At 62.1% G+C, this 21,056-nt stretch carries 26 protein-coding genes; 5 read left to right on the forward strand and 21 right to left on the reverse strand.

The genetic code is table 11. The features are described 5' to 3' along the window. The coding region (locus tag RCH91_RS13430) for a radical SAM protein (protein ID WP_306535475.1) at positions 1-526 on the reverse strand (526 nt) is incomplete at its 3' end. 100 nt (positions 527-626) lie between these two features. Then, on the reverse strand, positions 627-1,232 hold the full coding sequence (locus RCH91_RS13435) for a cyclopropane-fatty-acyl-phospholipid synthase family protein (protein ID WP_306535476.1): 606 nt from the start codon (positions 1,230-1,232) through the stop codon (positions 627-629). Between the two features lie 85 nt (positions 1,233-1,317). On the opposite strand from RCH91_RS13435, the gene RCH91_RS13440 reads away from it, so the two are divergent. Continuing rightward, complete coding sequence (locus RCH91_RS13440) at positions 1,318-2,022, forward strand: YkgJ family cysteine cluster protein (RefSeq protein ID WP_306535477.1); 705 nt, start codon at positions 1,318-1,320, stop codon at positions 2,020-2,022. Here RCH91_RS13440 and RCH91_RS13445 read toward each other — a convergent pair. From RCH91_RS13445 to RCH91_RS13490, 10 genes are all read right to left on the reverse strand, one after another. Then, a complete protein-coding gene (locus tag RCH91_RS13445; protein WP_306535478.1) occupies positions 2,014-2,601 on the reverse strand; it encodes a DNA-3-methyladenine glycosylase I in 588 nt (195 codons plus the stop codon). The two genes, RCH91_RS13440 and RCH91_RS13445, sit on opposite strands and share 9 nt — an antisense overlap. Positions 2,602-2,698: 97 nt before the next feature. Beyond that, positions 2,699-3,742, reverse strand: a complete 1,044-nt coding sequence (locus tag RCH91_RS13450; protein WP_306535479.1) for a DMT family transporter — start codon at positions 3,740-3,742, stop codon at positions 2,699-2,701. 47 nt (positions 3,743-3,789) lie between these two features. Further along, a complete protein-coding gene (locus RCH91_RS13455; RefSeq protein WP_306535480.1) occupies positions 3,790-4,296 on the reverse strand; it encodes a DUF4124 domain-containing protein in 507 nt (168 codons plus the stop codon). A 52-nt stretch (positions 4,297-4,348) separates the two neighbouring features. Further along, on the reverse strand, positions 4,349-4,825 hold the full coding sequence (locus RCH91_RS13460) for a hypothetical protein (protein WP_306535481.1): 477 nt from the start codon (positions 4,823-4,825) through the stop codon (positions 4,349-4,351). Between the two features lie 74 nt (positions 4,826-4,899). Then, complete coding sequence (locus RCH91_RS13465; RefSeq protein ID WP_306535482.1) at positions 4,900-5,574, reverse strand: hypothetical protein; 675 nt, start codon at positions 5,572-5,574, stop codon at positions 4,900-4,902. A gap of 78 nt (positions 5,575-5,652) precedes the next feature. Continuing rightward, entirely contained in the window at positions 5,653-6,804 is a 1,152-nt protein-coding gene (locus RCH91_RS13470) for an ATP-binding protein (protein ID WP_306535483.1), read from the reverse strand. A gap of 337 nt (positions 6,805-7,141) precedes the next feature. After that, entirely contained in the window at positions 7,142-7,948 is an 807-nt protein-coding gene (locus RCH91_RS13475; RefSeq protein WP_306535484.1) for an NYN domain-containing protein, read from the reverse strand. Positions 7,949-8,038: 90 nt separating this feature from the next. Then, on the reverse strand, positions 8,039-8,380 hold the full coding sequence (locus tag RCH91_RS13480; RefSeq protein WP_306535485.1) for a transcriptional regulator: 342 nt from the start codon (positions 8,378-8,380) through the stop codon (positions 8,039-8,041). Positions 8,381-8,493: 113 nt separating this feature from the next. Next, positions 8,494-9,174 carry a bifunctional 2-polyprenyl-6-hydroxyphenol methylase/3-demethylubiquinol 3-O-methyltransferase UbiG gene (locus RCH91_RS13485; protein WP_306535486.1) on the reverse strand — a complete coding sequence of 227 codons (681 nt, stop codon included), beginning with the start codon at positions 9,172-9,174 and terminating at the stop codon, positions 8,494-8,496. 25 nt (positions 9,175-9,199) lie between these two features. Then, on the reverse strand, positions 9,200-9,784 hold the full coding sequence (locus tag RCH91_RS13490; protein ID WP_306535487.1) for a formylmethanofuran dehydrogenase subunit E family protein: 585 nt from the start codon (positions 9,782-9,784) through the stop codon (positions 9,200-9,202). Between the two features lie 112 nt (positions 9,785-9,896). Here RCH91_RS13490 and RCH91_RS13495 point away from each other — a divergent pair, with 112 nt between their 5' ends. Next, positions 9,897-11,411 (forward strand): B12-binding domain-containing radical SAM protein, encoded by a 1,515-nt coding sequence (locus tag RCH91_RS13495; protein ID WP_306535488.1) that lies wholly within the window; start codon positions 9,897-9,899, stop codon positions 11,409-11,411. 11 nt (positions 11,412-11,422) lie between these two features. Here RCH91_RS13495 and RCH91_RS13500 read toward each other — a convergent pair whose 3' ends face one another. The 5 genes from RCH91_RS13500 to RCH91_RS13520 are packed head-to-tail and all read right to left on the reverse strand — an operon-like array spanning position 11,423 to position 15,738. Next, entirely contained in the window at positions 11,423-11,728 is a 306-nt protein-coding gene (locus RCH91_RS13500; protein ID WP_306535489.1) for a HigA family addiction module antitoxin, read from the reverse strand. Between the two features lie 14 nt (positions 11,729-11,742). Next, positions 11,743-12,021 (reverse strand): type II toxin-antitoxin system RelE/ParE family toxin, encoded by a 279-nt coding sequence (locus tag RCH91_RS13505; protein WP_306535490.1) that lies wholly within the window; start codon positions 12,019-12,021, stop codon positions 11,743-11,745. A gap of 46 nt (positions 12,022-12,067) precedes the next feature. Next, positions 12,068-14,425 (reverse strand): endonuclease MutS2, encoded by a 2,358-nt coding sequence (locus tag RCH91_RS13510; RefSeq protein ID WP_306535491.1) that lies wholly within the window; start codon positions 14,423-14,425, stop codon positions 12,068-12,070. Between the two features lie 18 nt (positions 14,426-14,443). Next, positions 14,444-14,809, reverse strand: a complete 366-nt coding sequence (locus tag RCH91_RS13515) for a peptide chain release factor-like protein (RefSeq protein ID WP_306535492.1) — start codon at positions 14,807-14,809, stop codon at positions 14,444-14,446. 2 nt (positions 14,810-14,811) lie between these two features. Continuing rightward, positions 14,812-15,738, reverse strand: a complete 927-nt coding sequence (locus tag RCH91_RS13520; protein WP_306535493.1) for a DMT family transporter — start codon at positions 15,736-15,738, stop codon at positions 14,812-14,814. Positions 15,739-15,886: 148 nt separating this feature from the next. Here RCH91_RS13520 and RCH91_RS13525 point away from each other — a divergent pair, with 148 nt between their 5' ends. Both RCH91_RS13525 and RCH91_RS13530 read left to right on the forward strand, forming a co-directional pair. Continuing rightward, a complete protein-coding gene (locus tag RCH91_RS13525) occupies positions 15,887-16,516 on the forward strand; it encodes an O-methyltransferase (protein WP_306535494.1) in 630 nt (209 codons plus the stop codon). A gap of 29 nt (positions 16,517-16,545) precedes the next feature. Next, positions 16,546-16,959: a hypothetical protein gene (locus RCH91_RS13530; RefSeq protein ID WP_306535495.1), complete on the forward strand. Its 414-nt coding sequence runs from the start codon at positions 16,546-16,548 to the stop codon at positions 16,957-16,959. Between the two features lie 4 nt (positions 16,960-16,963). On the opposite strand, the gene RCH91_RS13535 is transcribed toward RCH91_RS13530, so the two are convergent. Together RCH91_RS13535 and RCH91_RS13540 are read right to left on the reverse strand one after the other, a co-directional pair. Then, entirely contained in the window at positions 16,964-17,866 is a 903-nt protein-coding gene (locus tag RCH91_RS13535; RefSeq protein WP_306535496.1) for a L,D-transpeptidase family protein, read from the reverse strand. 9 nt (positions 17,867-17,875) lie between these two features. After that, positions 17,876-18,613 carry a DUF4197 domain-containing protein gene (locus tag RCH91_RS13540; RefSeq protein ID WP_306535497.1) on the reverse strand — a complete coding sequence of 246 codons (738 nt, stop codon included), beginning with the start codon at positions 18,611-18,613 and terminating at the stop codon, positions 17,876-17,878. Between the two features lie 171 nt (positions 18,614-18,784). On the opposite strand from RCH91_RS13540, the gene RCH91_RS13545 reads away from it, so the two are divergent. After that, entirely contained in the window at positions 18,785-19,279 is a 495-nt protein-coding gene (locus RCH91_RS13545; protein ID WP_306535498.1) for a Slp family lipoprotein, read from the forward strand. Here RCH91_RS13545 and nfi read toward each other — a convergent pair. Further along, a complete protein-coding gene (gene nfi / locus RCH91_RS13550) occupies positions 19,246-19,950 on the reverse strand; it encodes a deoxyribonuclease V (RefSeq protein ID WP_306535499.1) in 705 nt (234 codons plus the stop codon). The genes RCH91_RS13545 and nfi overlap by 34 nt on opposite strands. Continuing rightward, entirely contained in the window at positions 19,947-20,975 is a 1,029-nt protein-coding gene (locus tag RCH91_RS13555) for a GGDEF domain-containing protein (RefSeq protein WP_306535500.1), read from the reverse strand. The genes nfi and RCH91_RS13555 overlap by 4 nt, the downstream gene beginning before the upstream one ends. Positions 20,976-21,056: the final 81 nt, after the last annotated feature.

Raw genomic sequence — 21,056 nt, forward strand, 5'->3', positions numbered from 1 at the left:
TGCGGTAGGGGGCGGTGAGGGTCCGGTCGGGAAAGGGGAGCTCGTTCAGGTCGGTATAGGGGCGGGGCTCGCTGAAGGCCATGCCGCCGGGGTTCGGGATCGCCACCCCCTTGATGGGGGCAAGGCTCCCGCCGGTCTCCACGGCCCGCACGATTTCACGCAGCGTGAACACCCCCTCGCCGATCACCACTGCGTCGATGCACGGCTCGTTGAAGTCCCCGGGGCGGACCGTGGCGTGGTGGCCGCCAACCACGACCAGGGTATCCGGGGATCTTTCCTTCAAACGGCGGGCGATATTCTTGATGATGTTCACGTGGCTGGTATAGCCGGTGAGCCCCACCACGCCAGGACGAAAGCCATCGAAAACCCCGTCCATGTCCGGCTCGATGCGGGCGTCCAGCAGCCGGACTTCGTGGCCGTCCAGCTTGAGGCCGGCGCCCAGGTATTCGAGGGCCAGGGGCTCGAACATGAAAACCCGGTCCGTAATGGGGTCGCAGCTTGGAGGTTGAATGAGGAGCACGTTCATGGTGAATCCTCCCTTCTCGGCACAAATTAGAGCTTTTATTCTAATAAAGCAAAAACTCTAATTGCGCAACCACTTAATTTCGAGCCAGCCCCTTACCTCCTCACGGCTTCCGCGCCACCACCTGCACCACGGCGCCCCGCCCCGTGTGAAGCCGCCCCTCCACCACGTCCCGCTCCATCTCCCGCCCTTGCAGGAATTCAAGTCCTGCCAGCTCTTCCCGCAGACCAGCCAGGGTCATCATCATCTCTTCCGTCGGAGGTCCGCCGGTCCGAAGCGCCAGTTGTGCCGGCGTGTACGCTTCCAGAATGAAGAGCCCCCCGGGGCGAAGCCCCACGACCACCTTGCGGTGGAGCGACCGGCGCACGGTTGGCGGCAGATGGCAGAAGATGGAGACGATGGCGTCCCACCTCCCCGGCTCGATGGCAAACTCAGCCAGATCGGCGATCACCGTCTCGATCCGCACCCCGCTCTCCTCGGCCAGCCGCCCCGCCTTGGCCAGCCCCACGGCGGAGGAATCCACCGCCAGGACCCGGTGCCCCTGCTTCGCCAGGAAGACCGCGTTCCGCCCCTCCCCTTCGGCGAGGCAGAGGACATCCCCCGGCGGGATCATACCGCTCACTTCGGCGAGAAAGGCGTTGGGCTCCCGCCCGTAGGCGAAATCCGCAGTATCGTATTGCTCATCCCATGGGGTTCTTTGGTTCGGCATGGCTGTTCCTTTACAATTCAATGACAATCAATTACTGTCGCTGATGCCGCACCGGCACTTATCGAAACATGCGAGGGAGTGGGCCATGTGGCAGGATCTCATGAACGAAGTCAGGGACCAGCAGGCGCTGTTCGACATTGCCGTCAGGGACTGGATTGCCGGATACGCGCTGAAGCAGGGGACGATCCACTGCGGGAAGGGGTGCCATGCCTGCTGCAGCCTGGCGGTGAACTGCACCTTCACCGAGGCCCTCGCCGTCTCGACCTCCCTTGCCGACCGCCATGCCGCTGCTCTCGCAGATCACGCGGCGAAAATCCGGTCCGCGGCCTTCGCCGCCCCCGATTTCCCGTCGTTTCTCCGGGCCCGCCGCGCCCTGGGAGGCTGCCCCTTTCTCGATTCAGACGGGGCCTGCGGCGTCTACAACCGGCGCCCCTTCTCCTGCCGCTCCCTCCTTTCCACCAAGGAGAGCCGCTGGTGCGGCGCCGACTTCTCGACTCTGTCCCGGGAGGAGAAGCAGGGGTTCGTGGAGAGCCTCGACCAGAGCGTTGCGGCCTTCCCCATGCACTACGTGAAAGCCACCCAGGACCTGGGGCAGGACTTCGAGAGCTGTGCCGCCGGCCGCATGGCGGAGACCTTCGGCTTCGGCCTCTACGGGAACCTCCCGGTCCTCGTCTTTCTGGAGCGGGAGCATCGGCTGAGCGAGACCGCCCCCAAAGGGGCGGATGCGGTGCGGGAACAGGTGGCGCGGGCCGGCTGCAACCATCCCTTCCTCATCACCTTTTCACCCTGACGCCTGCTGAACCTGCTGCCTGATCTCGTCATACCGGCAGCAGGTGGTCAGGTGGTCGTTCACCATCCCCACGGCCTGCATGAAGGCGTAGCAGATGGTGGACCCCACGAAATTGAATCCCCGCCGCTTCAGATCCTTGCCCATGGCATCGGACTGCTCCGTCCGGGCCGGCACCTCGGAAAGGGCGCGCCACTCGTTCTGCCGGGGCCGGTGATCCACGAAGCCCCAGAGGTACGCATCCAGCGATCCGAACTCCTCCCGGATTCGCAGGACACCCCGGGCGTTCCGGATGGCCGACTCGATCTTCAGGCGGTTACGCACGATCCCCGCATCGGCCAGGAGGCGCTGCACCTCCGGCTCCGACCAGGCGGCAACCGTTTCCGCATCGAAATTGGCGAAGGCCCGGCGGTACGCCTCGCGTTTGCGGAGGATCGTCAGCCACGAGAGCCCCGCCTGGGCCCCCTCCAGGACCAGCATCTCGAAGAGGTGCCGGTCATCGTGCACCGGCACCCCCCACTCGTCGTCGTGGTAGGCAATGTAGAGGGGGTCGGTGCCGGCCCAAGCGCATCTGGTTTTCATTTCGTGCTCCGCTGTATGGTATAAGGTACCGATCAATTTCTTCTTCATCTCAAGTTACAACCCCCGGATGAAGTTGCCGTGACACCATTTCATCGGCCTAATGACCATGCCGATGATGAATGTCCGGCCAGTGAACGTGTGCATGGGTAAGTGGTTCATGCTCATGGTAATGCTCGTGCTTCGCCTCCTCCTTGCCATCGACATGCTCATGGAGGTGATGCTCGTCATGGACATGGGGGTGGGAGTGGGCGGTTGCTTCATGTCGATGGACGTGCCGATGGATTTCTCCATACAGAAAAAACATTCCCGCAAGCATCACAAGGGCTGCTGCCCAGTATTCTCCGGATGGCCGTTCGCCGAGAAGAATGACTGAAAGAACGGTACCTATGAACGGACCTGATGCAAACCACGTGCTGGTTCTGGCAGAGCCGATTTCTCTCAGTGCCTGGATGAAAAGGACCAGGCTCGCGCCATAGCTGAGCGCCCCGATGAGAAGTGCTCCTGAGATTTGGACTAAAGTGGCTTGGGCTTGGAACAGCACCAGGGAGAGGAGGATATTGAACAAACCGGCGCTCCACCCCTTCAGGCTCGCCAACAGCGGTGCGGGAATGGTTTCGAGCTCTCGCGTCAGATTGTTGTCGACACCCCACAGGAGACATGCGGCAAGAACTGATAAGCCGGGAATGGACACCTGCAGGAGACCTCCATTGGTGGAAACGACAACAATGGAAGCGCCGACGATTAAAAACTTTCCGATCCACACTCTAGCCCCGATGTTTTCGTGAAAAATCATCCATGCAAGCAGAGTTGTTGCGACGGTTTCGAAATTCAGAAGCAGCGACACCTCGCTCGCGGTCCCATGACGGATGCCATAGGCGAGAAAGAGCGGTGCTGCAACGCCACCGGAAAGGATGGTTCCTGCAAGAATAGCCTTTTGCCGCAGAGAGAGACCCTGGAGCGTTTGACGAACTTGAGTTCCCTGATGAGCAACCACTCCCGTCAGACCAAGGCCGGAGCCCAGATAGAGAAGGCCGGCGAGAAGTGCCGGCGACATCTCCCCTACGATGGCTTTGCAGGCGACCGGAGAAATGCCGAACAGGGTTGCGGAGAGAATAGCTGACTGCAGGGCTTGTTTCTTCATTTTCCTCTTTTCCAGCCGCATCCGGTGATCATGGTATGCATCGGATTCTACCTACCATTACTCAGATAATGCTCCAGCGTTTCCGGAGAGAAGCCGGACATCTTGTTCGTCCCGATGATGATGAGCGGCACGCCATTCCCGCCAAGCTCCCTGTGGCGCTGCCGGGCGGCGCTATCCTTTTCGATGTCAAAGGCTACGTAGGGAATTCCCTGACTCTGAAGGTACTTCTCGGCCCGCTTGCAGTAGCCGCACCAGGAGGTGACGTACATCTCCACCGTGCCGGTGAAGCGTTCTTTCCTGGGAAGGGGGTGTTGCGGTGCCGGTTCGACGGAACTCTTGGCGCCGCGCGGGGCGGGTGATGCCTGCCGGGGGGGCGCGGGAGCAAAGTCACTGTCGTGGTAGACCTTCACGTTCTTACGCTTCTTGGCTGGGGGAGGAGGTGTGTCCTTGAAGGTGACTACACCCTTCTCGTCCACCCATTGGTACATCTCGGCCCCGGCAAGAGAGAAGGTGAGAAGCATGATCAGAATGGAAAGTAATGTATTGATCGGCATTGCGCCTCCCGTGGGGTGGAAAGGTTATATATGCTGGTCCGCTGCAGTGAAGTTAGCGGGCTGCTTTGAAAAGCGCATAGGCAGAACTGGCGATGAAACCGGCAATAAGGAGCCATTTTATCGCGGCAGCGATTCCGGTTGCGAAATAGAGAGTTGGGCTGAATGGACCGGTGCCCAACAAAAACAGCAAGTGCACGGAGTTTTCTATCGCATCCAGCACTGCCGCAACAGGCAGCGAGATGGCAAGGAGCGACCTGGTCCGCGGCGTGTGCCTCGCAAACAGGCTTGTGCCTCGTGCTACCAGATAGCCCAGCGCCCCGTAGCACACGAGGAAGGGGAAGTCGATGGCAAAGTGGGTCTTGAATATATAGACGCCCGCAGGTTGCCATTCGGCCAGGATCGACCTGAATGCCGCTTCGGTAAAAGTCAGCTGAAGGGTGGGAATGTTCGGCTTCAAGGGCCGGGTCCAGACCGCCATCGCTGTGAAAAGCAGCGCTGCGGCTATGGCCAGTGCGCGAATGCGTTGCATAGCGTTAAGGTCTCCGGGCATGACAGCGTGGGCGGTGAGCGGGGTTCACCGCTTCACCGGCCTGGTTGGACTGGCTACGGAAGGATATTCCCATTGCGTTTCACAAACTCAAGTTGCTGTTGGTCTTCAACTTGAATTTCACCATCCAGCAGGTACTCCCATTTGGGCGTTCCTGATTGAGGCTGGCCAGACCAATACCGCTCTATGTACTCGGACTTATCCTCATGCCAGTACTGATCGAACCAAGCAGTATCCACTCGACTAAGGTTAAGCGCCGTTGTAATGCGCACGTTCAAAATATACACATCATGGCCAAGCATATCTTTAATATGTTGCTCACCTTCAGGAGTACGCTCCGCAAGCCAGATACATGATAGCCGGCTGACGCTGTTGGGAGAGACTAATCTTCTCACGCGCTCAAACTCTAGCTCAACCTCAGAGGATTTAAGCAGAAACTGCCGGGTCTCATCTGAGACTAAGACTTCTTCACCATAACCATTCACCATTTTCTGACCACTCCGCAGAATGGCTGCTTTTATGATTGCGCTACCTGTTCTAGGTGTTAATCCACACTCTTGAGGACCATGTATTTTAAGCTCTTCTATTGAAAACTTATCAATTGACCTGTGGCTAGCTGCTATACCTGCGTCTATCAGAGCCAAGAAGTTCGGAGTCCACAACTTACCATTAATGCGTAAATTCCAGCATGGGTAAAAGCCGCCTAAATTAATTGCGTGAATAAATTCCATGATTCTTTAGTCCAACTACATGTTGACCAGCCCACAAACGCGTGCGCGTGAACCGCCCATCCCCCCGAATGGATATTTCTATTTCGATATCTCCGCAGGCAGGCCGGGAATCTCCGCCAGCGGCAGCATGGTGATCTTTTCATGGACAGCGTAGCGCACCGCGCCGGGATACACCACCCAGAGATGAGCCAGGGAGAGGTCGGTCAGAGCGCTCTGCATGGATTTGGTGACTTTTGGTGCTTCGTTGAACGTGAACTCCACGCCAAATCGCTTTCCGCCCGAGAAGAAAAGCAGATCCAGCTCCGCTCCACCCTGGGTAGCCCAGAAATAAACCTCTTGTGTGTTCAGAACCGCCACCACCTGTTCCAGGCAGAACCCTTCCCATGATGCACCGAGCCGTGGATGCGCCCAGAGTTCTCCCATTCCGGGAATATTCAGCAGGCTGTGCAGCAAGCCGGTATCGCGCAGGTAAATCTTGGGTGACTTTATCTGGCGTTTTTTCAGGTTTTCATGCCAGGGCTGCAACTGCCTGACCATATAGGTGCCGGTGAGGATGTCCAGGTAATGGCGCACGGTTTTGTCCGACAGGCCCATGGAGCGACCTAAGTCGGAGGCGTTCCATGTCTGGCCGTGGAGGTGCGACAGCATGGTCCAGAACCGGCGCATGGCCGTGGCGGGAATGGTTATCCCAAGTTGCGGGATATCGCGTTCCAGGAAGGTACGGATGAATCCTTCCCGCCAGGCAAGGCTGTCTGCCTCGCTGCCGGCGAGAAACGAACGGGGAAACCCGCCGCGCAGCCAGAGACGGTCTCGCTCTTCCGGCGATATTTCCGCAAGATTGAACCCGGACAAATCAACAAACTCGATCCGTCCGGCAAGGGTTTCCGAAATCCTCTTGATGATATGGGGAGACGCGCTCCCCAGTACCAGATAGCGGGCAGGCTGGCCCGGACGGTCCGCCAGCACCCGCAGAATGCCGAATAGTTCGGGGACAAGCTGAATTTCATCGATAATTACCAGTCCCGACAGAGAGCCGAGCGCGAGTTCGGGGTTTTGGAGGCGCTGCCGGTCAACGGGCGACTCCATGTCAAAATAGTGTCCTTCCCGCTCTTGGCCGATCAGCCGCGCCAGCGTTGTTTTTCCGCATTGGCGCGGGCCGAGCAGGGCGGTGACCGGAGAACGCAGCAGCGCTCGTGAAACGGCTTCACTGTAAATGGGGCGTGGTATCATGGGGGAAACATATCATTGCAAACTCGGAGGGTCAATCCGAATTTGCAATGTTTGTGGCCGGATTAAGCCACATCAAAGGTGCTGAGGGTCTGCTGTGAAAGCGTAGCGGAAACAGCAGTACCCGATGGTTGAGCGACGCCGTCAGCTCAGTTGTTTGTTCAAATAGGGTATAAAGGGGTCTAGGGCATAAAGGAGTCAGCCCTTGACATGAGACAAGTGGTGTTCATAACTTACTGATATCTTGCGCATGTCACGTGTCAAGGGCTGACTCCTCCGCTTTTGTCGTGTCAAGGGCTGACTCCTCCGCTTGTGTCCGGGCAGATGCATAGTTGGAAAACTATTTCGCACGAAGGTACAAAACCTTCTGTTTTGAACCAGGTGCTTGTCGCTCCTCGGTCACGAAGAGTTCCTTCTTTGCTTTGACAAGATCAGAGAGCTTCGTATATCCGTAAAGTCTGGAGTCAAAGTCGGGTTGCAGCTTTGTGAGGTAACTCCCTAAGGTACCCAGATGTGCCCATCCAGCGTCGTCAATTGATTGCTCCAGTGCAGTCAGCAGAAATTCCTTAGGAAATTCCGGTTTTGGTTCCACTGTCTCGATATTGGTTTGAGGTGGAGCGGCCTTTGGTCCATTCTCGGCTTTTTTCGGCGATGCATTGGGCTTGGTTGCCGCACTTGGACGAAGGACTTCAGTGAACACAAACTTGTTGCAGGCATTACGGAATGCTTCTGGTGTTTTCTTTTCGCCAAACCCAAGAACAGTGAGCCCCTCTTCACGCAACCGCATTGCAAGACCAGTAAAATCGCTGTCGCTTGTAATCAGACAAAAACCATCAAACTTTCGCGTGTAGAGTAAGTCCATCGCATCGATGATTAGCGTGCTGTCCGTGGCATTCTTACCAGTCGTATATGCAAATTGCTGAACAGGTTTGATAGCGTACCGTTGCAACACTTTCTTCCAAGAGGAACTTGTCGGAGCTGTGAAGTCCCCGTATATGCGCTTCACGGTTGCCTCCCCAAATCGTGCAATTTCGGCAAGAAGCCCTTCAATGACTGCAGCTTGTGCATTGTCAGCGTCAATGAGAACTGCTAAACGACGGGTCGGTTCTTCGGATTCAATTTTTGCAACTAGTCGTGGGGATATCATGGCTACTCCTGTTTTCTAACTCGCTATTGACCCAAATGGAACATTTCTCCATTACTGAAAAAAAGAGGTTTAACCCTTTCAATCGAGCACTCATGCCGCTTTCAGCATAAAATCCACATGCACAGCATCAAAGGGAAAAACTATCAGCCCTTTGTCGGTTTTCTGCAGTATTCCAGCATTAAGCAACACGTGCACATCGGCATGTACCGCCTTCACATCCCTCTTCATTCGGCGGGCTGCCTCACGAATTGTCATTGGTCCTGCTCCCGTCATGACTTTAAGCAGGTCCCAGCGTTTGCCCGAAATCACCTTGAATAGAAGTTCCGGCGACTCGAAACTGATGAAAGCCCCCTGCGATTCATCCTCGAACGCCCGCAGGAGCCTTCGATTGATATTTTCACGGGATGAAATCCCCAAAGTTACGGTACACATAACCGTCAGCCTCCCCCCCTCCCTAGCCCTCCCCCGCCAGGGGGGGAGGGGACTTTCGGGACTTTACCAAGAGCCTTCATGGTTAGCAATATCCAATCTCAAGCGCCACACACTCATCCCCGCCGCAAAACATTCAGCCTCCTGCCGGCGTCGAGCACAACCCCCTCCGGCATCCGATGCCGGGCAAGAAACTCCCGCACCTCCTGCCGGTACACCTCCGGCTTCTCCCCAAAATCGGGGAGTTTCGTGGCGATGAAATCATCCTCGTCGGCGAAGAGGAACTGGACCCGAAAGTGGACCGTCTCCCCCACGGTCCAGCCGTCGAGTCCGTGCATGGCCCGGATGGCGGCCGCCCGGGCGGGGCGCTCGTCGCCGCTGCCGGCGCCGAAGCGTTCCTTGGCCTCGGTAAAGGAGCCACCTGCGCCCGGCTCCACCACAACGATGACGCCCCCTTCCCGCAGGAGGCCGGCGGCGGTCTGGAGGCTTTCGTTCATCTGGGCAAGGGGGACATGGTGGAGGGAGAGGGTGTAGATGACGACATCGAAGGTGGCGGGGGGAAAGTCGAGGACGCCGTCGGGCATGGGGAGGAACCGGACGTTGGGGGCGGGGACGGCTGCCCGGGCCTTTGCCAGGGTGGCCTCGTCGGGGTCCACGGCCACCACCCGGAGGGCGTGGCGCGCCAGATCGCGGGTGATGCGGCCGGTGCCGCACCCCACTTCGAGAACCTCTTTTCCCGCCAGGTCGCAGTGGGCGGCGATGGTGCGGATATACTCGTCGGTGGGGTCTTGGATCATGGCGACCCTCCGTGGAGAAGCAGGGTTACTTGACCACCCTCACCGTGACCACCTCAGCGTCGGGGGCGGTGCGGAACCAGGCATAGACCTCTTCGATCTCCTTCTCCAGCCGCTGCCGCTCCGGAGAGCCGGCAGGGAGGGCGCGGGCCTTCTTGGAAAGTTCCCGGGAGGGCTTTGCCTTCTCCTCGGCCAGCCTGGTCAGGCGGGCCTCCACCTGCCGGCCGTTCTTCTCGGCAGTGAGGAGGAGCCGGTGCTCGTTTTTGTTCACCACCTCCATGGCCTTGTTCCCGAGGGTGGTTCCCGCGGCCACCTGGATGCCGTCCACGGGGCAGGAGTGATCGAAATACCTGGCCTTCAGCTTCCCTTCGCCCCCGGCCTCCTTGAGTGCAACCTTGGCCGCCAGCCCGAGCCGCGCCCCCATGAGGGAGCCGGCGCAGGTGTGGCCGTGGAACCGGGCCAGGAAGTCGTAGAGGCCGGGGTCAGGCGCGCCAGCTACGGCCTCGGCGCGGGCACCGCTCCCCCCTGTCCCGGCCAGCGCCACGAGAAGCAGGGGGGCGAGACCGAGCCTGGCAACGCCCTTGAACAGGCTGAAATTATTAACGTTTTTCATGGGAAGTCCTCCTTTTTACATAACTATTACAGCGGGATAATCCGTTGGCGGGTACAATTGCACATCAAACATACCCGACCAGCCTGGGAATTCATGGATCACGGAGGATCCCATGAACGTTCTCCTCGTCTACCCCCGCTACCCCGATTCCTTCTGGAGTTTCCGCCACGCCCTGAAATTCGTCGGCAAGAAGGCCGCCTTTCCGCCGTTAGGACTCCTCACCGTTGCCGCTCTCTTCCCCGAAACCTGGGAAACGCGCCTGATCGATCAGAATGTCCGGGACGTCACCGACCCGGATCTCACCTGGGCCGACATGGTCTTCGTGAGCGCCATGACCATCCAGCGGGATGCGGTGCGGGACATCCTCGCCCGCTGCCGCCGCTTGGGTGTCACCACCGTGGCCGGGGGCCCCCTCTTCACCACCGCTCCCGAGGACTTTCCCGAGGCGGACCACCTGGTGCTGGGAGAGGCGGAGCTGACCCTTCCCCCCTTCCTGGATGATCTGGCGCGGGGGTGTGCCCAGCGCACCTACACCGCCAGCGGGCGGGCCGATCTGGCACTGACCCCGCTCCCCCGCTGGGAGCTCCTGGATACCCGGGACTACGCCGCCATGAACATCCAGTATTCCCGGGGGTGCCCCTTCGACTGCGAATTCTGCGACATCACCCAGCTCTTCGGCCGCGCCCCCCGCACCAAGAGTGTGGAGCAGCTGACTGCGGAACTGGATGCACTGCACACTCGCGGCTGGAAGGGTGGCGTCTTTTTCGTGGACGACAACTTCATCGGCGACCGGAACAAACTGAAGCGGGAACTCCTTCCCACCATCATCGCCTGGCAGGAGGGGCACGGCCGCCCCTTCTCCTTCTTCACCGAGTCCTCCATCGACCTGGCCGACGACCACCAGCTCATGTCCCTCATGGTGCGGGCGGGGTTCACGGAGGTCTTTGTGGGGATCGAAACACCCCACGACGAGGGGCTCGGCGAGAGCGGAAAGGTGCAGAACCAAAACCGCGATCTGCTGGAGAGCGTCAAGCGGATCCAGCGGGCGGGGCTCCAGGTGCAGGGGGGGTTCATCGTCGGCTTCGACAGCGACCCGGCGTCCATCTTCGAGAAGCAGATCCGCTTCATCCAGGAGAGCGGCATCGTCACCGCCATGGTCGGCATGCTCACGGCCCTGCGGGGAACCAGGCTCCACCAGCGCCTGGCCGAGGAAGGGCGGCTCCTGCGGGACGCCTCGGGGAACAACACCGCCATCGCCCTCAACTTCGTTCCCCGGATGCCGGTGGATACCCTCATTGATGGCTACCGGCAGATTCTCAAGGGCATCTACGCTCCCCGCCCCTACTACCGGCGAGTCGTCACCTTCCTCAAGGAGTACCGGACCCCGCCTGGAGGGTTCCAGCCAAACCCGGCCCACCTGCGGGCGTTCTTCACGTCGATCCTGTTCCTGGGGGTGATCGGCAGGGAGCGGTTCCAGTTCTGGAAGCTCTTCGTCTGGTCCTTGGTGCGGCGGCCCCGGCTCTTCCCCCTGGCCATCACCCTCGCCATCTACGGGTTCCACTTCCGGAAGGTGGCGGAGAGCATCAGCGCCAGCGGCATGTTCGAGGGGAAGGAGTGCGCGGAGTGAGTTCTTCTCGTCTACGCCACGAGGCGCGTATGGACTTCACGCTCGATTTTCGTACCCAGTTCCCGTTCGGCGATCTTGAGGTCGTAGCTGGACTGCAGATTAAGCCAGAACTGGGGTGTCGTGCCGAAGTACCGGGCCAGCCTGAGCGCCGTATCGGGCGTGACGGCGCGGCGCTCGCGCACGATGTCGTTGATGCGCGGCGCCGGCACCTTGAGCTCGAGCGCCAGCGCATGGGCGCTCATCCCCAGGGGTATAAGGAACTCTTCGCGCAGCACTTCACCGGGATGGATGGGGCGCATTCTGTTTGTTGGATTCATAACGGTTCATCTCCTCAATGGTAATCCACGATCTCCACATCAAAGGCGTTGCCATCCTCGAAGCGAAAGCAGAGGCGCCACTGATCGTTGATCCGGATGCTCCACTGTCCTTTGCGGTCACCGCGCAAGACCTCCAGACGGTTGCCCGGGGGGGATCGGAGATCTTCGGGCGCATGGGCATCGTCGAGCATTTGCAGCTTTCGCTCGGCAACCGTTGAAAACGCCTTGAACCGGCGCGGGCATTTGCCCTCGAACAATGCCTGGGTGTCCTTGCAGCGGAATGTCTTGATCATAGCAAAAGAATATAACGCTGGACGTTAAACGTCAAGCAAGCTTTCTCTACCTCAACGTCACCACCGTGGCCCCCTCCCCCCCCTCGAAGGGCTCGCCGGGGCGGAACTCCCGCACCAGGGGGTGGCCGTCCAGGTACTCCCGCACCCCCCGCATGAGGGCGCCGGTCCCCTTGCCGTGGACGATCCGCACCTCGCCGTACCCTTCCAGCGACGCGTGGTTCAGGAACGGCTCCAGCCGCCCCAGGGCCTCGTCCACCCGAAGACCGATCAGGTTCAGCTCGTGGGGCGTGGACTCCCGGGACGGGGCGGCGATCCTGGCGGCGGGCTTGGCCTTGGGCTTCTTCGCTCCCTTTTCCCGCGGAGGTGCCACGTCGGCGGCCTCCACCATCAGCTCGAAGGTGCCGGCCCGGACCTTGAGGGTGGCCCCCTTGAGGTCCACGGCGAGAACCGTCACGTCGTGGCCCAGGCGCTTCACGTGGACCGTGTCCCCCTCGCGGATGGCGTCCAGGGGAAGGCGCTCCTCCGGATGGAACTCCTGCAACCTCTCTTCAACCCTCGCCTCGGCCTCGTCGATCTTCTTCCGGGCCTCGCGGCTCTTCTCCTTCCGGGCCTCCTCGATGATGGCGTTCACCTCCCGCCGGGCACCCCGGACGATCTCCTTCGCCTCCTGAAACCCCTTCTCTACCGCCTCACGCCGCTTCGCCTCAGCCTCGGCCAGACGCTCCCGGGCGATGCGGGCCTGGCCCTCGGCATCCCGCCGCAGCCGCTCCGCCTCGGCCAGGGCCTCCTCGTGGCGCCGGCGCTGGTCCTTCAGCTCGGCCAGAAGCTCGTGGAACTCGGTCTCCATCCGGCCCAGCATGCCGGTGGCGAACTCCACGACCCGGTCGGGGAGGCCGTAGCGGCGGGCGATCTCCAGGGCGTGGGACTGCCCCGGCTCCCCCTTCTTGAGGCGGTAGAGGGGGGTGAGAGTGGCGCGGTCGAACTCCATGGAGGCGTTCACCATCCCCTCCCGCTTGTGGACGAAGCCGACGATGTCGGTGAGGTGGGTGGTGGCGATGACCCGGGCCCCCTTCTCCTGCAGATCAGCCAGGACCGCGCAGGATATGGCCGCCCCCTGGACCGGCTCGGTGCCGGTCCCCAGCTCGTCCAGGAGCACCACGGTCCGGTCGTCGGCCCGCCCGAGAATCCCCGCGATGTTGGAGACGTGGGCCGAGAAGGTGGAGAGGCTCTGCTCGATGGACTGCTCGTCGCCGATGTCCACCAGGAGGTCGGAAATGAGGGGGAACGACGAGGTGGAGGCCGCCGGCACCGCAATCCCGGCCAGGGCCATGAGGTGGAGGAGGCCGGTGGTCTTGAGGGAGATGGTTTTGCCGCCGGCGTTGGGGCCGGTTATCACCATCACCTGTTCGGTTTCACCCAGCGCCAGATCCAGCGGAACGACCGTGCCGCCCCCTCGCTCCCGCGCCATGAGGGCCAGGAGCGGGTGGCGCCCTTCGTTCACCCGGATGAAACGGGCGTCGTTGATCTCGGGGGTCTCGGCGCTGAGGGAGTCGGCGAAGGTGGCCACGGCGTTCAGGAGATCCAGGTGGACCAGGGTCCGGAACTGCTCCGCCACTCCGTCGGCCTCCCGGCGGATCATCCGGCAGATGGTCCGGACGATGCGGATCATCTCCGCCTTCTCCTCGGCCACCAGGTTCTCCAGCTCGTTGGCGAGGCCGATGATCTCCAGGGGCTCCATGAAGGCGGTCTCGCCGGAGTTGGAGACGTCGTGGACTACGCCGGGGACCATCCCCTTGGAGTCCATCCGCACCGGGATCACCCACCGCCCCCCCCGCTGGGTGATGAAGTCGTCCTGGAGGAAGGTGGTGACGCCGGTCTCTCGGACGATCTCGGCCAGACGACGCCGGATCCTCTCAGTGAGGGTGCGCTTTCTCTTGCGCAGGTCGAAGAGGAGCGGCGAGGCGGAGTCGAGGATCTCCCCCTCGCTGTCGATGGAGACCTCCAGCTCGTCCAGGATGTCGGGGAAGCCGGTGACATGGCCCGCCAACTCCTTCAGGAGCGGGATGTCGGACCGGTAGGCGAACTGCTTCGCGATGGCGGTCATGGTCCGCAGGACCGGGAAGAGGACCACCAGCTCCGTGGGGTCGAGAACCGCCCCTTCCGGCCGCACCGCCTCCAGAACCGGGGTTATGTCCTCAAAGGAGGAGAGGGGGATGGCAATGCCCGTCTGGGTCATGTGCCGGATCTCGCCAACCTGGCCGAAGCGCCGGGTGATGGCCGCCCGGTCGTCAAGGGGGCGGATGTGGGCTATTTCCTCCCGGGTGGCTTCGCTGTGGCCATAGCCGGCAATGGCCGTGAGTATCTTGTCGAATTCGAGGGTGCGGAGGGTTTCGTGTCTGATCATCTATAAATCCTTATGGCGTTATTCCTTTTCGTACTTCCCGCTGGCGCGCCGCTTCCGCCGCGCCTTCTGCTTCTTCAGCTTCTCCGCCTTGGGGTCCCGGAAGATCTCCCCCTTCCGGAGCCTCTCGATCCGCTCAAGAATCTCCCGCCGGGCCAGGAACCGGTTTATCGACTGGCTCCGGTCCTTCATGCACTTCACTTCGATCCCCGTGGGCCGGTGCTTTATCTGGACGCAGGTGGCGGTCTTGTTCACGTGCTGCCCCCCGGCGCCGGAGGAGCGGACGAAGCTCTCCTCCAGATCGGACTCGGTCACCCCCAGCTCCGCCATCTTCTCCCGGAGCCAGCGGTTTTTCTCCTCACTGACCGCAAAGGTGGGGGTGGCCACGGCTACACCTCCTCATCGGCCAGGCGATAGAGCTTCCGCTGGCGCTGCTCCAGGTAGAGTCTCCCCAGGAGCGGCCCGGCCACGGCCAGAAGGATCAGCATGCAGCCGACAAGCTCCCGGGGGGTGAGGCGCTCCCCCAGGATGAAGACCCCGGCCAGCATGCTCCAGACCGGGTCAAGGGTATAGATGAGCCCCGCCTTGGTGGGGGTGGTGAAGCGCTGGAAGGCGTTCTGGAGCGTGAAGCAGATGACCGTGGGGAAGATGGCGCAGTAGGCCAGGGACCAGGCTCCGGCCGCGCCGATGGTGAACGTCGGCCACGGCAGGGCCAGGGTGATGACCGCCCCCACGGCTGCCACGGTGGCGAACTGCACGAAGGTGACCAGATAGACATCCTCGTCCCGCAGGACCCGCGACACGACGATGATGTGGACGGCGATGAACACGGCGCAGACCGTGGAGAGGAGATCCCCCCGGTTGAACCCCTCGGCCCCACCGCTGGCCAGGGCCCAGAGGCCGACAACTGCCACGAGGACCCCGCCGAAGGTGATCCGGTCGAGCCGCTCCCGCCAGATCACGAACGAGAGGAGGGGGATGAAGAGGACAAAGAGATTGTTGAGGTAGCCGGCCCGGGAGATGGTGGTGCCGGAAACGCCGAGGACGAAGGTGAGGTTCACCGCCGCCAGGGCCACCCCCACCACGGCACCGCGCCGGACGATGTCGCGGTTCAGGCGGGAGAGCCTCGGGATGCAGACCATCCCCATGAGGAGCGCCGCCAGGGCGAAGCGGAAGAAGAAGAACTGGACCGGGGGGATCTCCCGCATCCCGATCTTGTTGAAGAGGAAGCTTCCCCCCCAGAGGAGCGTGGTGAATACGAGGATTGCGGTGACCTTCCCCTGGGGCACCGGCGCCGATTCGTGCGTGGTTGTCATTGGGTCATTAAAGACCGGGGGAAGGCGGAAGTCAACACGCAGTTTCTCCCTTTTTCCCGGGAAGAATTGCGCATCATCGCGAAAGTGTTAGACTTGGTCTGGTTCAGGGGCTGCATGGACAATGTATACATGGAAGGAAACGCGAGCGATGATCCCGATAACCGATCCCCGCATCGAGGAGTACCTGATGGGGCTGGCGCCCGAGGAAGAACCGGCCCTCCTCGAAATGGAACGTAGAGCAAAGGAATTGGCCTTCCCCATCGTCGACCGGCTGGTGGGACGGCTCCTCTACCTCCTGACCCGGCTCAGGCAGCCCCGGCTCGTGGTGGAACTGGGGTCGGGCTTCGGCTACTCGGCCTGGTGGTTCGCGCGGGCCATCAGCATCACGGGGAAGGTGGTCATGACCGACTATTCCCCCACGAACATCGCCTACGCCCGGGCCACGTTCCAGCATACCGGCCTCGTGGACCGGCTTGATTTTCGGGTCGGCAACGCCCTGGAGATTGGCCGCGAATACCGCGACATCGACATCCTCTTCATCGATCTGGACAAGCACCAGTACCGGGAGGCCATGGAGGTCATGATTCCGTGCCTGGCCCCCCACGCCCTGGTCATCGCCGATAACGCCCTCTGGTACGGCAAGGTGGTGGAGGGGGTGGACGACCCCGAAACCCGCGGCATCCGGGAATTCAACGACTTCATGGCCGGCCGGAAGGACTTCTTCACCACCATCCTCCCGCTGCGGGACGGGGTGATGGTCTCGTATCGTCTGTCATAACGCCAGTACGGCATCACCAAGGAGGAATCATGAAACGAATAGTCACTGCGGCAGTCGTCCCGCTCCTCGTCCTCACGGGGGGGTGCGCGACCAAAACGTTCGTGCAGGAGCAGACCGCTCCCCTGGCGGATCGGATCGGCGGATTGGAGAAGCGGCTGAACACCATGGAGGCACAGGTTGCCGATCTGTCAAAACGGCCCGTGGTAACACCTGCCGATCTGGACGCGGCGAAACGCGAAAATGCCGATGCCCGCACCCAGGCCCAGCAGGCGGCCCAGGGTGCCCAGAAATCGGCGGAAGCTGCCTCCGCTGCTGCAACCAGGGCAGAGACGGCGGCCTCAAAGGCTGACGCGGCCGCAACGAAGGCGGAGGGAGCGGCCCAGCAGGCGGAGCAGTCGGCGGGAAAATCAGTGAAGGCCTTCGAGCTTCAGCAGAAGAAATAATAGGTCACCGATCGATATCGACAGGCACTCCGCGTTTCTCGGCCAGCGCCCGCAGGAGGCGCGTGACACTCACCCGATCGAGCGCCCCCCGTGCCAGGATAAGGCGTGTCGCCTCCGCCGCGTAGTCGATCCCGGCTCCGTCATCCCGATGGACCTCGATGAGGAGCCGCCCATCCTGGCTCCCCACCTTCACCGGCTCGCGGACGATGGCGACCGGGGTCCCGAGGGAAACCAGCCGGAAGAGGATGGGGATATCCTCGGGATAGAGGCGGATGCAGCCGTGGCTCACGGCGCGTCCAACCCCCCAGGGGCGGTTGGTGCCGTGAATCATCAGGCCGTCGACGGTCAACCGCAGGGCGTGGCTCCCGAGGGGATTGTCGGGTCCCGGGGGGACCACGGCGGGGAGGCGGGGCTTCTCGCGCCGAATGGAGAGAGGAACGTGCCAAGCCGGATTGGCGCGCTTCTCCGTCACCCGGTAGATACCAAGGGGGGTTTCCTTCCCTTCGCTCCCTGTCCCCACAGGGAAAGAGGCGATGAGTGGAGTGCCCCCTGACGGAACGAAGTAAAGGCGAAGTTCGGACAGATTCACCACAAGCTGTCCCGGCGTCACGGCCGCGGGAACGACATGCGCCCCCGGGATGGCTACGGGGCTGCCGGCGGGCGGAGCAAACGGGTCGAGACCTGGATTGGCCGCCGCAATCTCGTTGAAACCGAGGTCGTGGGTCCGGGCAACCTCAATGAGCGATTCCCCACCCCGGGCCTCTTGGAGTGAACTTCGCCCCACCACCTCGGCCGGCCCCGGAAAGATGGTCGCCTCCCCCGGCAACGCCCCCAGGAACGTTCCCCACACGAACAGCAGCGCTCCCAGGCTCCACCGACTCCCGGAACTGCCCCACGGCGCCGCCATCCGTCTCGCCTAGCGCCCGAACACTGTCTTCAGCAGGTCGGTGGTCCGGGCAGCCGGGTTCGTCCGGATATTCTTCTCCTCCGCGGCCACCATGGTGAAGAGGCCGTCCAGGGCCTTGTTGGTCACGTAGTCGTCCAGGTCCAGGGACGGCTTCCCGCCGAAGGCGGCCAGGGGAAGTGCCTGGTATTTGCCGACCATGTTCTGAAAGGCCTTGACGGTCCCCACCTCGCCCATGGTTTTCCCCACCGTCGGCTTGAAGGCGTCATAGAGTTTCGTACGGGTCTTCTTCTCGAAGAAGTCGGTGGCGGCCCGGTCGCCCCCCTTCAGGAGCCCCTGCGCATCCTCGACGGTCATCTCCCGGATGGCGTCGCCGAAGAACCGCGCCGCCTGGGGCGCCGCCTTCTCCGCCGCCCGGTTCATGCTCAGCACGAACTCGTCCACCTGCTTCTGGTACCCCACGGTGCCCAAGAGGTCGGCCACCTTCTGGAGCTTGTCGGGGAGCATGATCTTGATGAGCTGGTTGCCGAAGTAGCCGTCGGGCTTCGCCACCTCGTTCACGGCCCGCTCGGTGCCGGTGGCCAGGGCCTCCTTGAGCCCCTTGATGATGGTGGAGTCATCCAGGCTGCTGCTCCCCCCCTGGAGGAGCGGCGCCGCCTGACGGGTGAGGTCGTCCAGGAACCCGGCCTGGCTTGGGGATGCGGAAACGAGGAGCGCGAGGGAAAAAACGGAGATGAGAATGCGTTTCATGGGATACCTCCCTGTCAGTGGTCAGCTTCACCTAAGAAGTATGCCCCTGTTTTTGCCCCGCGCAAGCGGGAACCTTGTCCCCCTCCGCATGGCTGGTAGACTGATAGAAACACGCCGCGAGAACCTCGCCCGCTACCCCTTCCTGGGACTCGACTGAAAGGAGCCGTCACCATGCGCATTATCCTTCCTTTTCTCGCTGTCATCCTCGCCCTCACCGGCTGCAGCCGGCATGTCATCAGCAAAGAGGCGCTGCTCCTCGTGGACCAGAGCGTTTCCTTCGCGGTCGTAAGTCAGAATCCCGGGGCTTTCACCGGGAAATTCCTCCTGGCGGGAGGAAGCGTCGCCCAGGTCAGGAACACCCCCTCCGGCGCGGAGCTCGAGGTGGTTCAGCTCCCCCTCGGCTCCGACGACCGCCCCAACGAGAAAGGCCCCTCGGAAGGGCGATTCCTGGCCCGGGCCGCCGGCTTCCTCGACCCGCTCATCTACAAGCAGGGACGCCTCGTGACCATGGTGGGAGGGGTGGCCGGCTCCGAAACCCGCCCCCTCGAAGGGATCGACTACGCCTACCCCATCCTGGATGTGCGGGAGCTCTACGTCTGGAGGCCGGAGGATCCCTACGCATCGCCCCCCGTCTACTTTGGCATCGGAGTCGGCGTCGGATTCTGAAGCAGCACCAATTCCCGTTTCGCCTCGCCGGCCAGGGCATCTGCGGCACGCTGGGGTTCGGGAAGCCGGTAGCGGACGGCACAGCGAAGGATGAGGTCGATGGCTTCAGGAAGGGTGATGAGGTGGCCGGGAGAGACGAAGAGGGGGCGCACCCGGGACCGGGTGCGGAGCACCGCTCCCACCGTCTCTCCCCGGTCGACGAGGGGGGACCATGCACCCCGCTCCGGCGCAGGCTCCCCATACTCCCCCACGAGCCGGGACTTGGCGCTGCCGATGGCCGGCACGCCGAGGATAACGCCGAGAAAGGATGCGATGCCAAGCCGCCGGGGGTGGGCGATCCCCTGGCCGTCGACGATGAGGAGGTCAGGGAGACGGGGGAGCTTCCCAAGGGCAGCCATAAGGGCGGGAGCCTCCCGGAAGGAAAGGTAGCCGGGGACATAGGGAAAATCGACCGTCATGACGGCGTGGGCCGTCTCGATGAGTGCGAGGGAGGGAAACGCGAAGAGGGCAACCGCGGCAACGATCCGGCCGTCGGCGGTGAAGGCTGCGTCGACGCCGGCCACGGTGGCCGGCTCCCCCCGGAGGGGGACGAGCCGCACCTGGCGGGCGAGGCGTTCCTGGACCGGCTTCGCCTCAGTAACGGTGGCGGGCCAGGGGAACGGGGGGATCACTTCATGACGACCTTGTTCTTGCCGGTGTACTTGGCCTGCATCTGGCACTCGTCAGCCTTGCGGACCAGTTCTTCGAGGGCTTGGTCCACGTCGGGTCCGAGCATCCCCTGGGCAACGCCGATACTGATGGTGACCGGAACGATCCGGGCACTCGCCTCCTCCACCTGGGCACGGAGGTTCTCGGCAACGGCCTTGAGGGAGGCCGGCTCCACCGGCGAAAGGTAGACGATGAACTCATCCCCGTCATACCTGCCCACCACGTCGGATCGCCGCAGGTGCGATGTAATGGTGTCAGCCACTACCTGAAGCACCCGGTCGCCGGTCTGGTGACCGTAATTTTCCCCCAGAAGTTTGAAGTAGTCGATGTCGATGAGCATGATCGCCGCGTTGTTCCCGTTGCGCTGGGCCGCGTAGGCCAGGGGGGGGACGGCCTGGAAGAAGCCGGCCCGGGTAAGGACCCCTGTCAGGGCGTCCACATGGGATTGGGATGCCAGTTGCCGCGCTTCGTTCCAGAGCCGGAAAAGGGCCTCGCCCAGGAGTTCGGTTTCGGCCGTGGCCATGCCGCAGACGCCGACCCCATCGATGAAACGGCGCAGATACCGGCCATAGCCCAGGTCGTTGGCGTCCTCGCCGGTGACGTCCTTGGTCATGCGGCAGAGACTGGCGAAGGCGGGGTGGAGGAGATAGAGCTGGATGCGGAAGGCCAGGAGGCAGGCGGCCTCGGGGCTGGGCGCCGCTTGGTAGAGTTCGAACTGCTCGTCGATGTTCCGCTCGATCATCTCGAGCTCTTCCCGGGTCTCGGCAGGTTTGTAGATGACGAGAGGAACGGTCCCCCCCTCGGAGACAGGCGTGTTGAGCCGCTCGTAAAGGGCACTGTGGTGGTTCGTTTCGGCGGCCACGGTCTCCCAGAAGCGCCGGGAATCGTCCCTGACCGCATGGGCGGCAAATGCCCTGAAGATGGCCGCGGCCTTCTTCTCCAGGGTCAGACACGCTTCAAGGATTTCCTGCAAAATGTCACTGCCCACAGCTCGCCTCCTCTCCCCGCCGATGGCAGGGTCAAGCTCTCATGAACTCCGGTCGTCCGCAGACAGTATCACGAAAGAGAC

Origin of the sequence: Geobacter sp. (assembly GCF_030834625.1) — a bacterium.
In the GTDB taxonomy this organism is placed as follows: Bacteria; Desulfobacterota; Desulfuromonadia; order Geobacterales; family Geobacteraceae; genus Geobacter.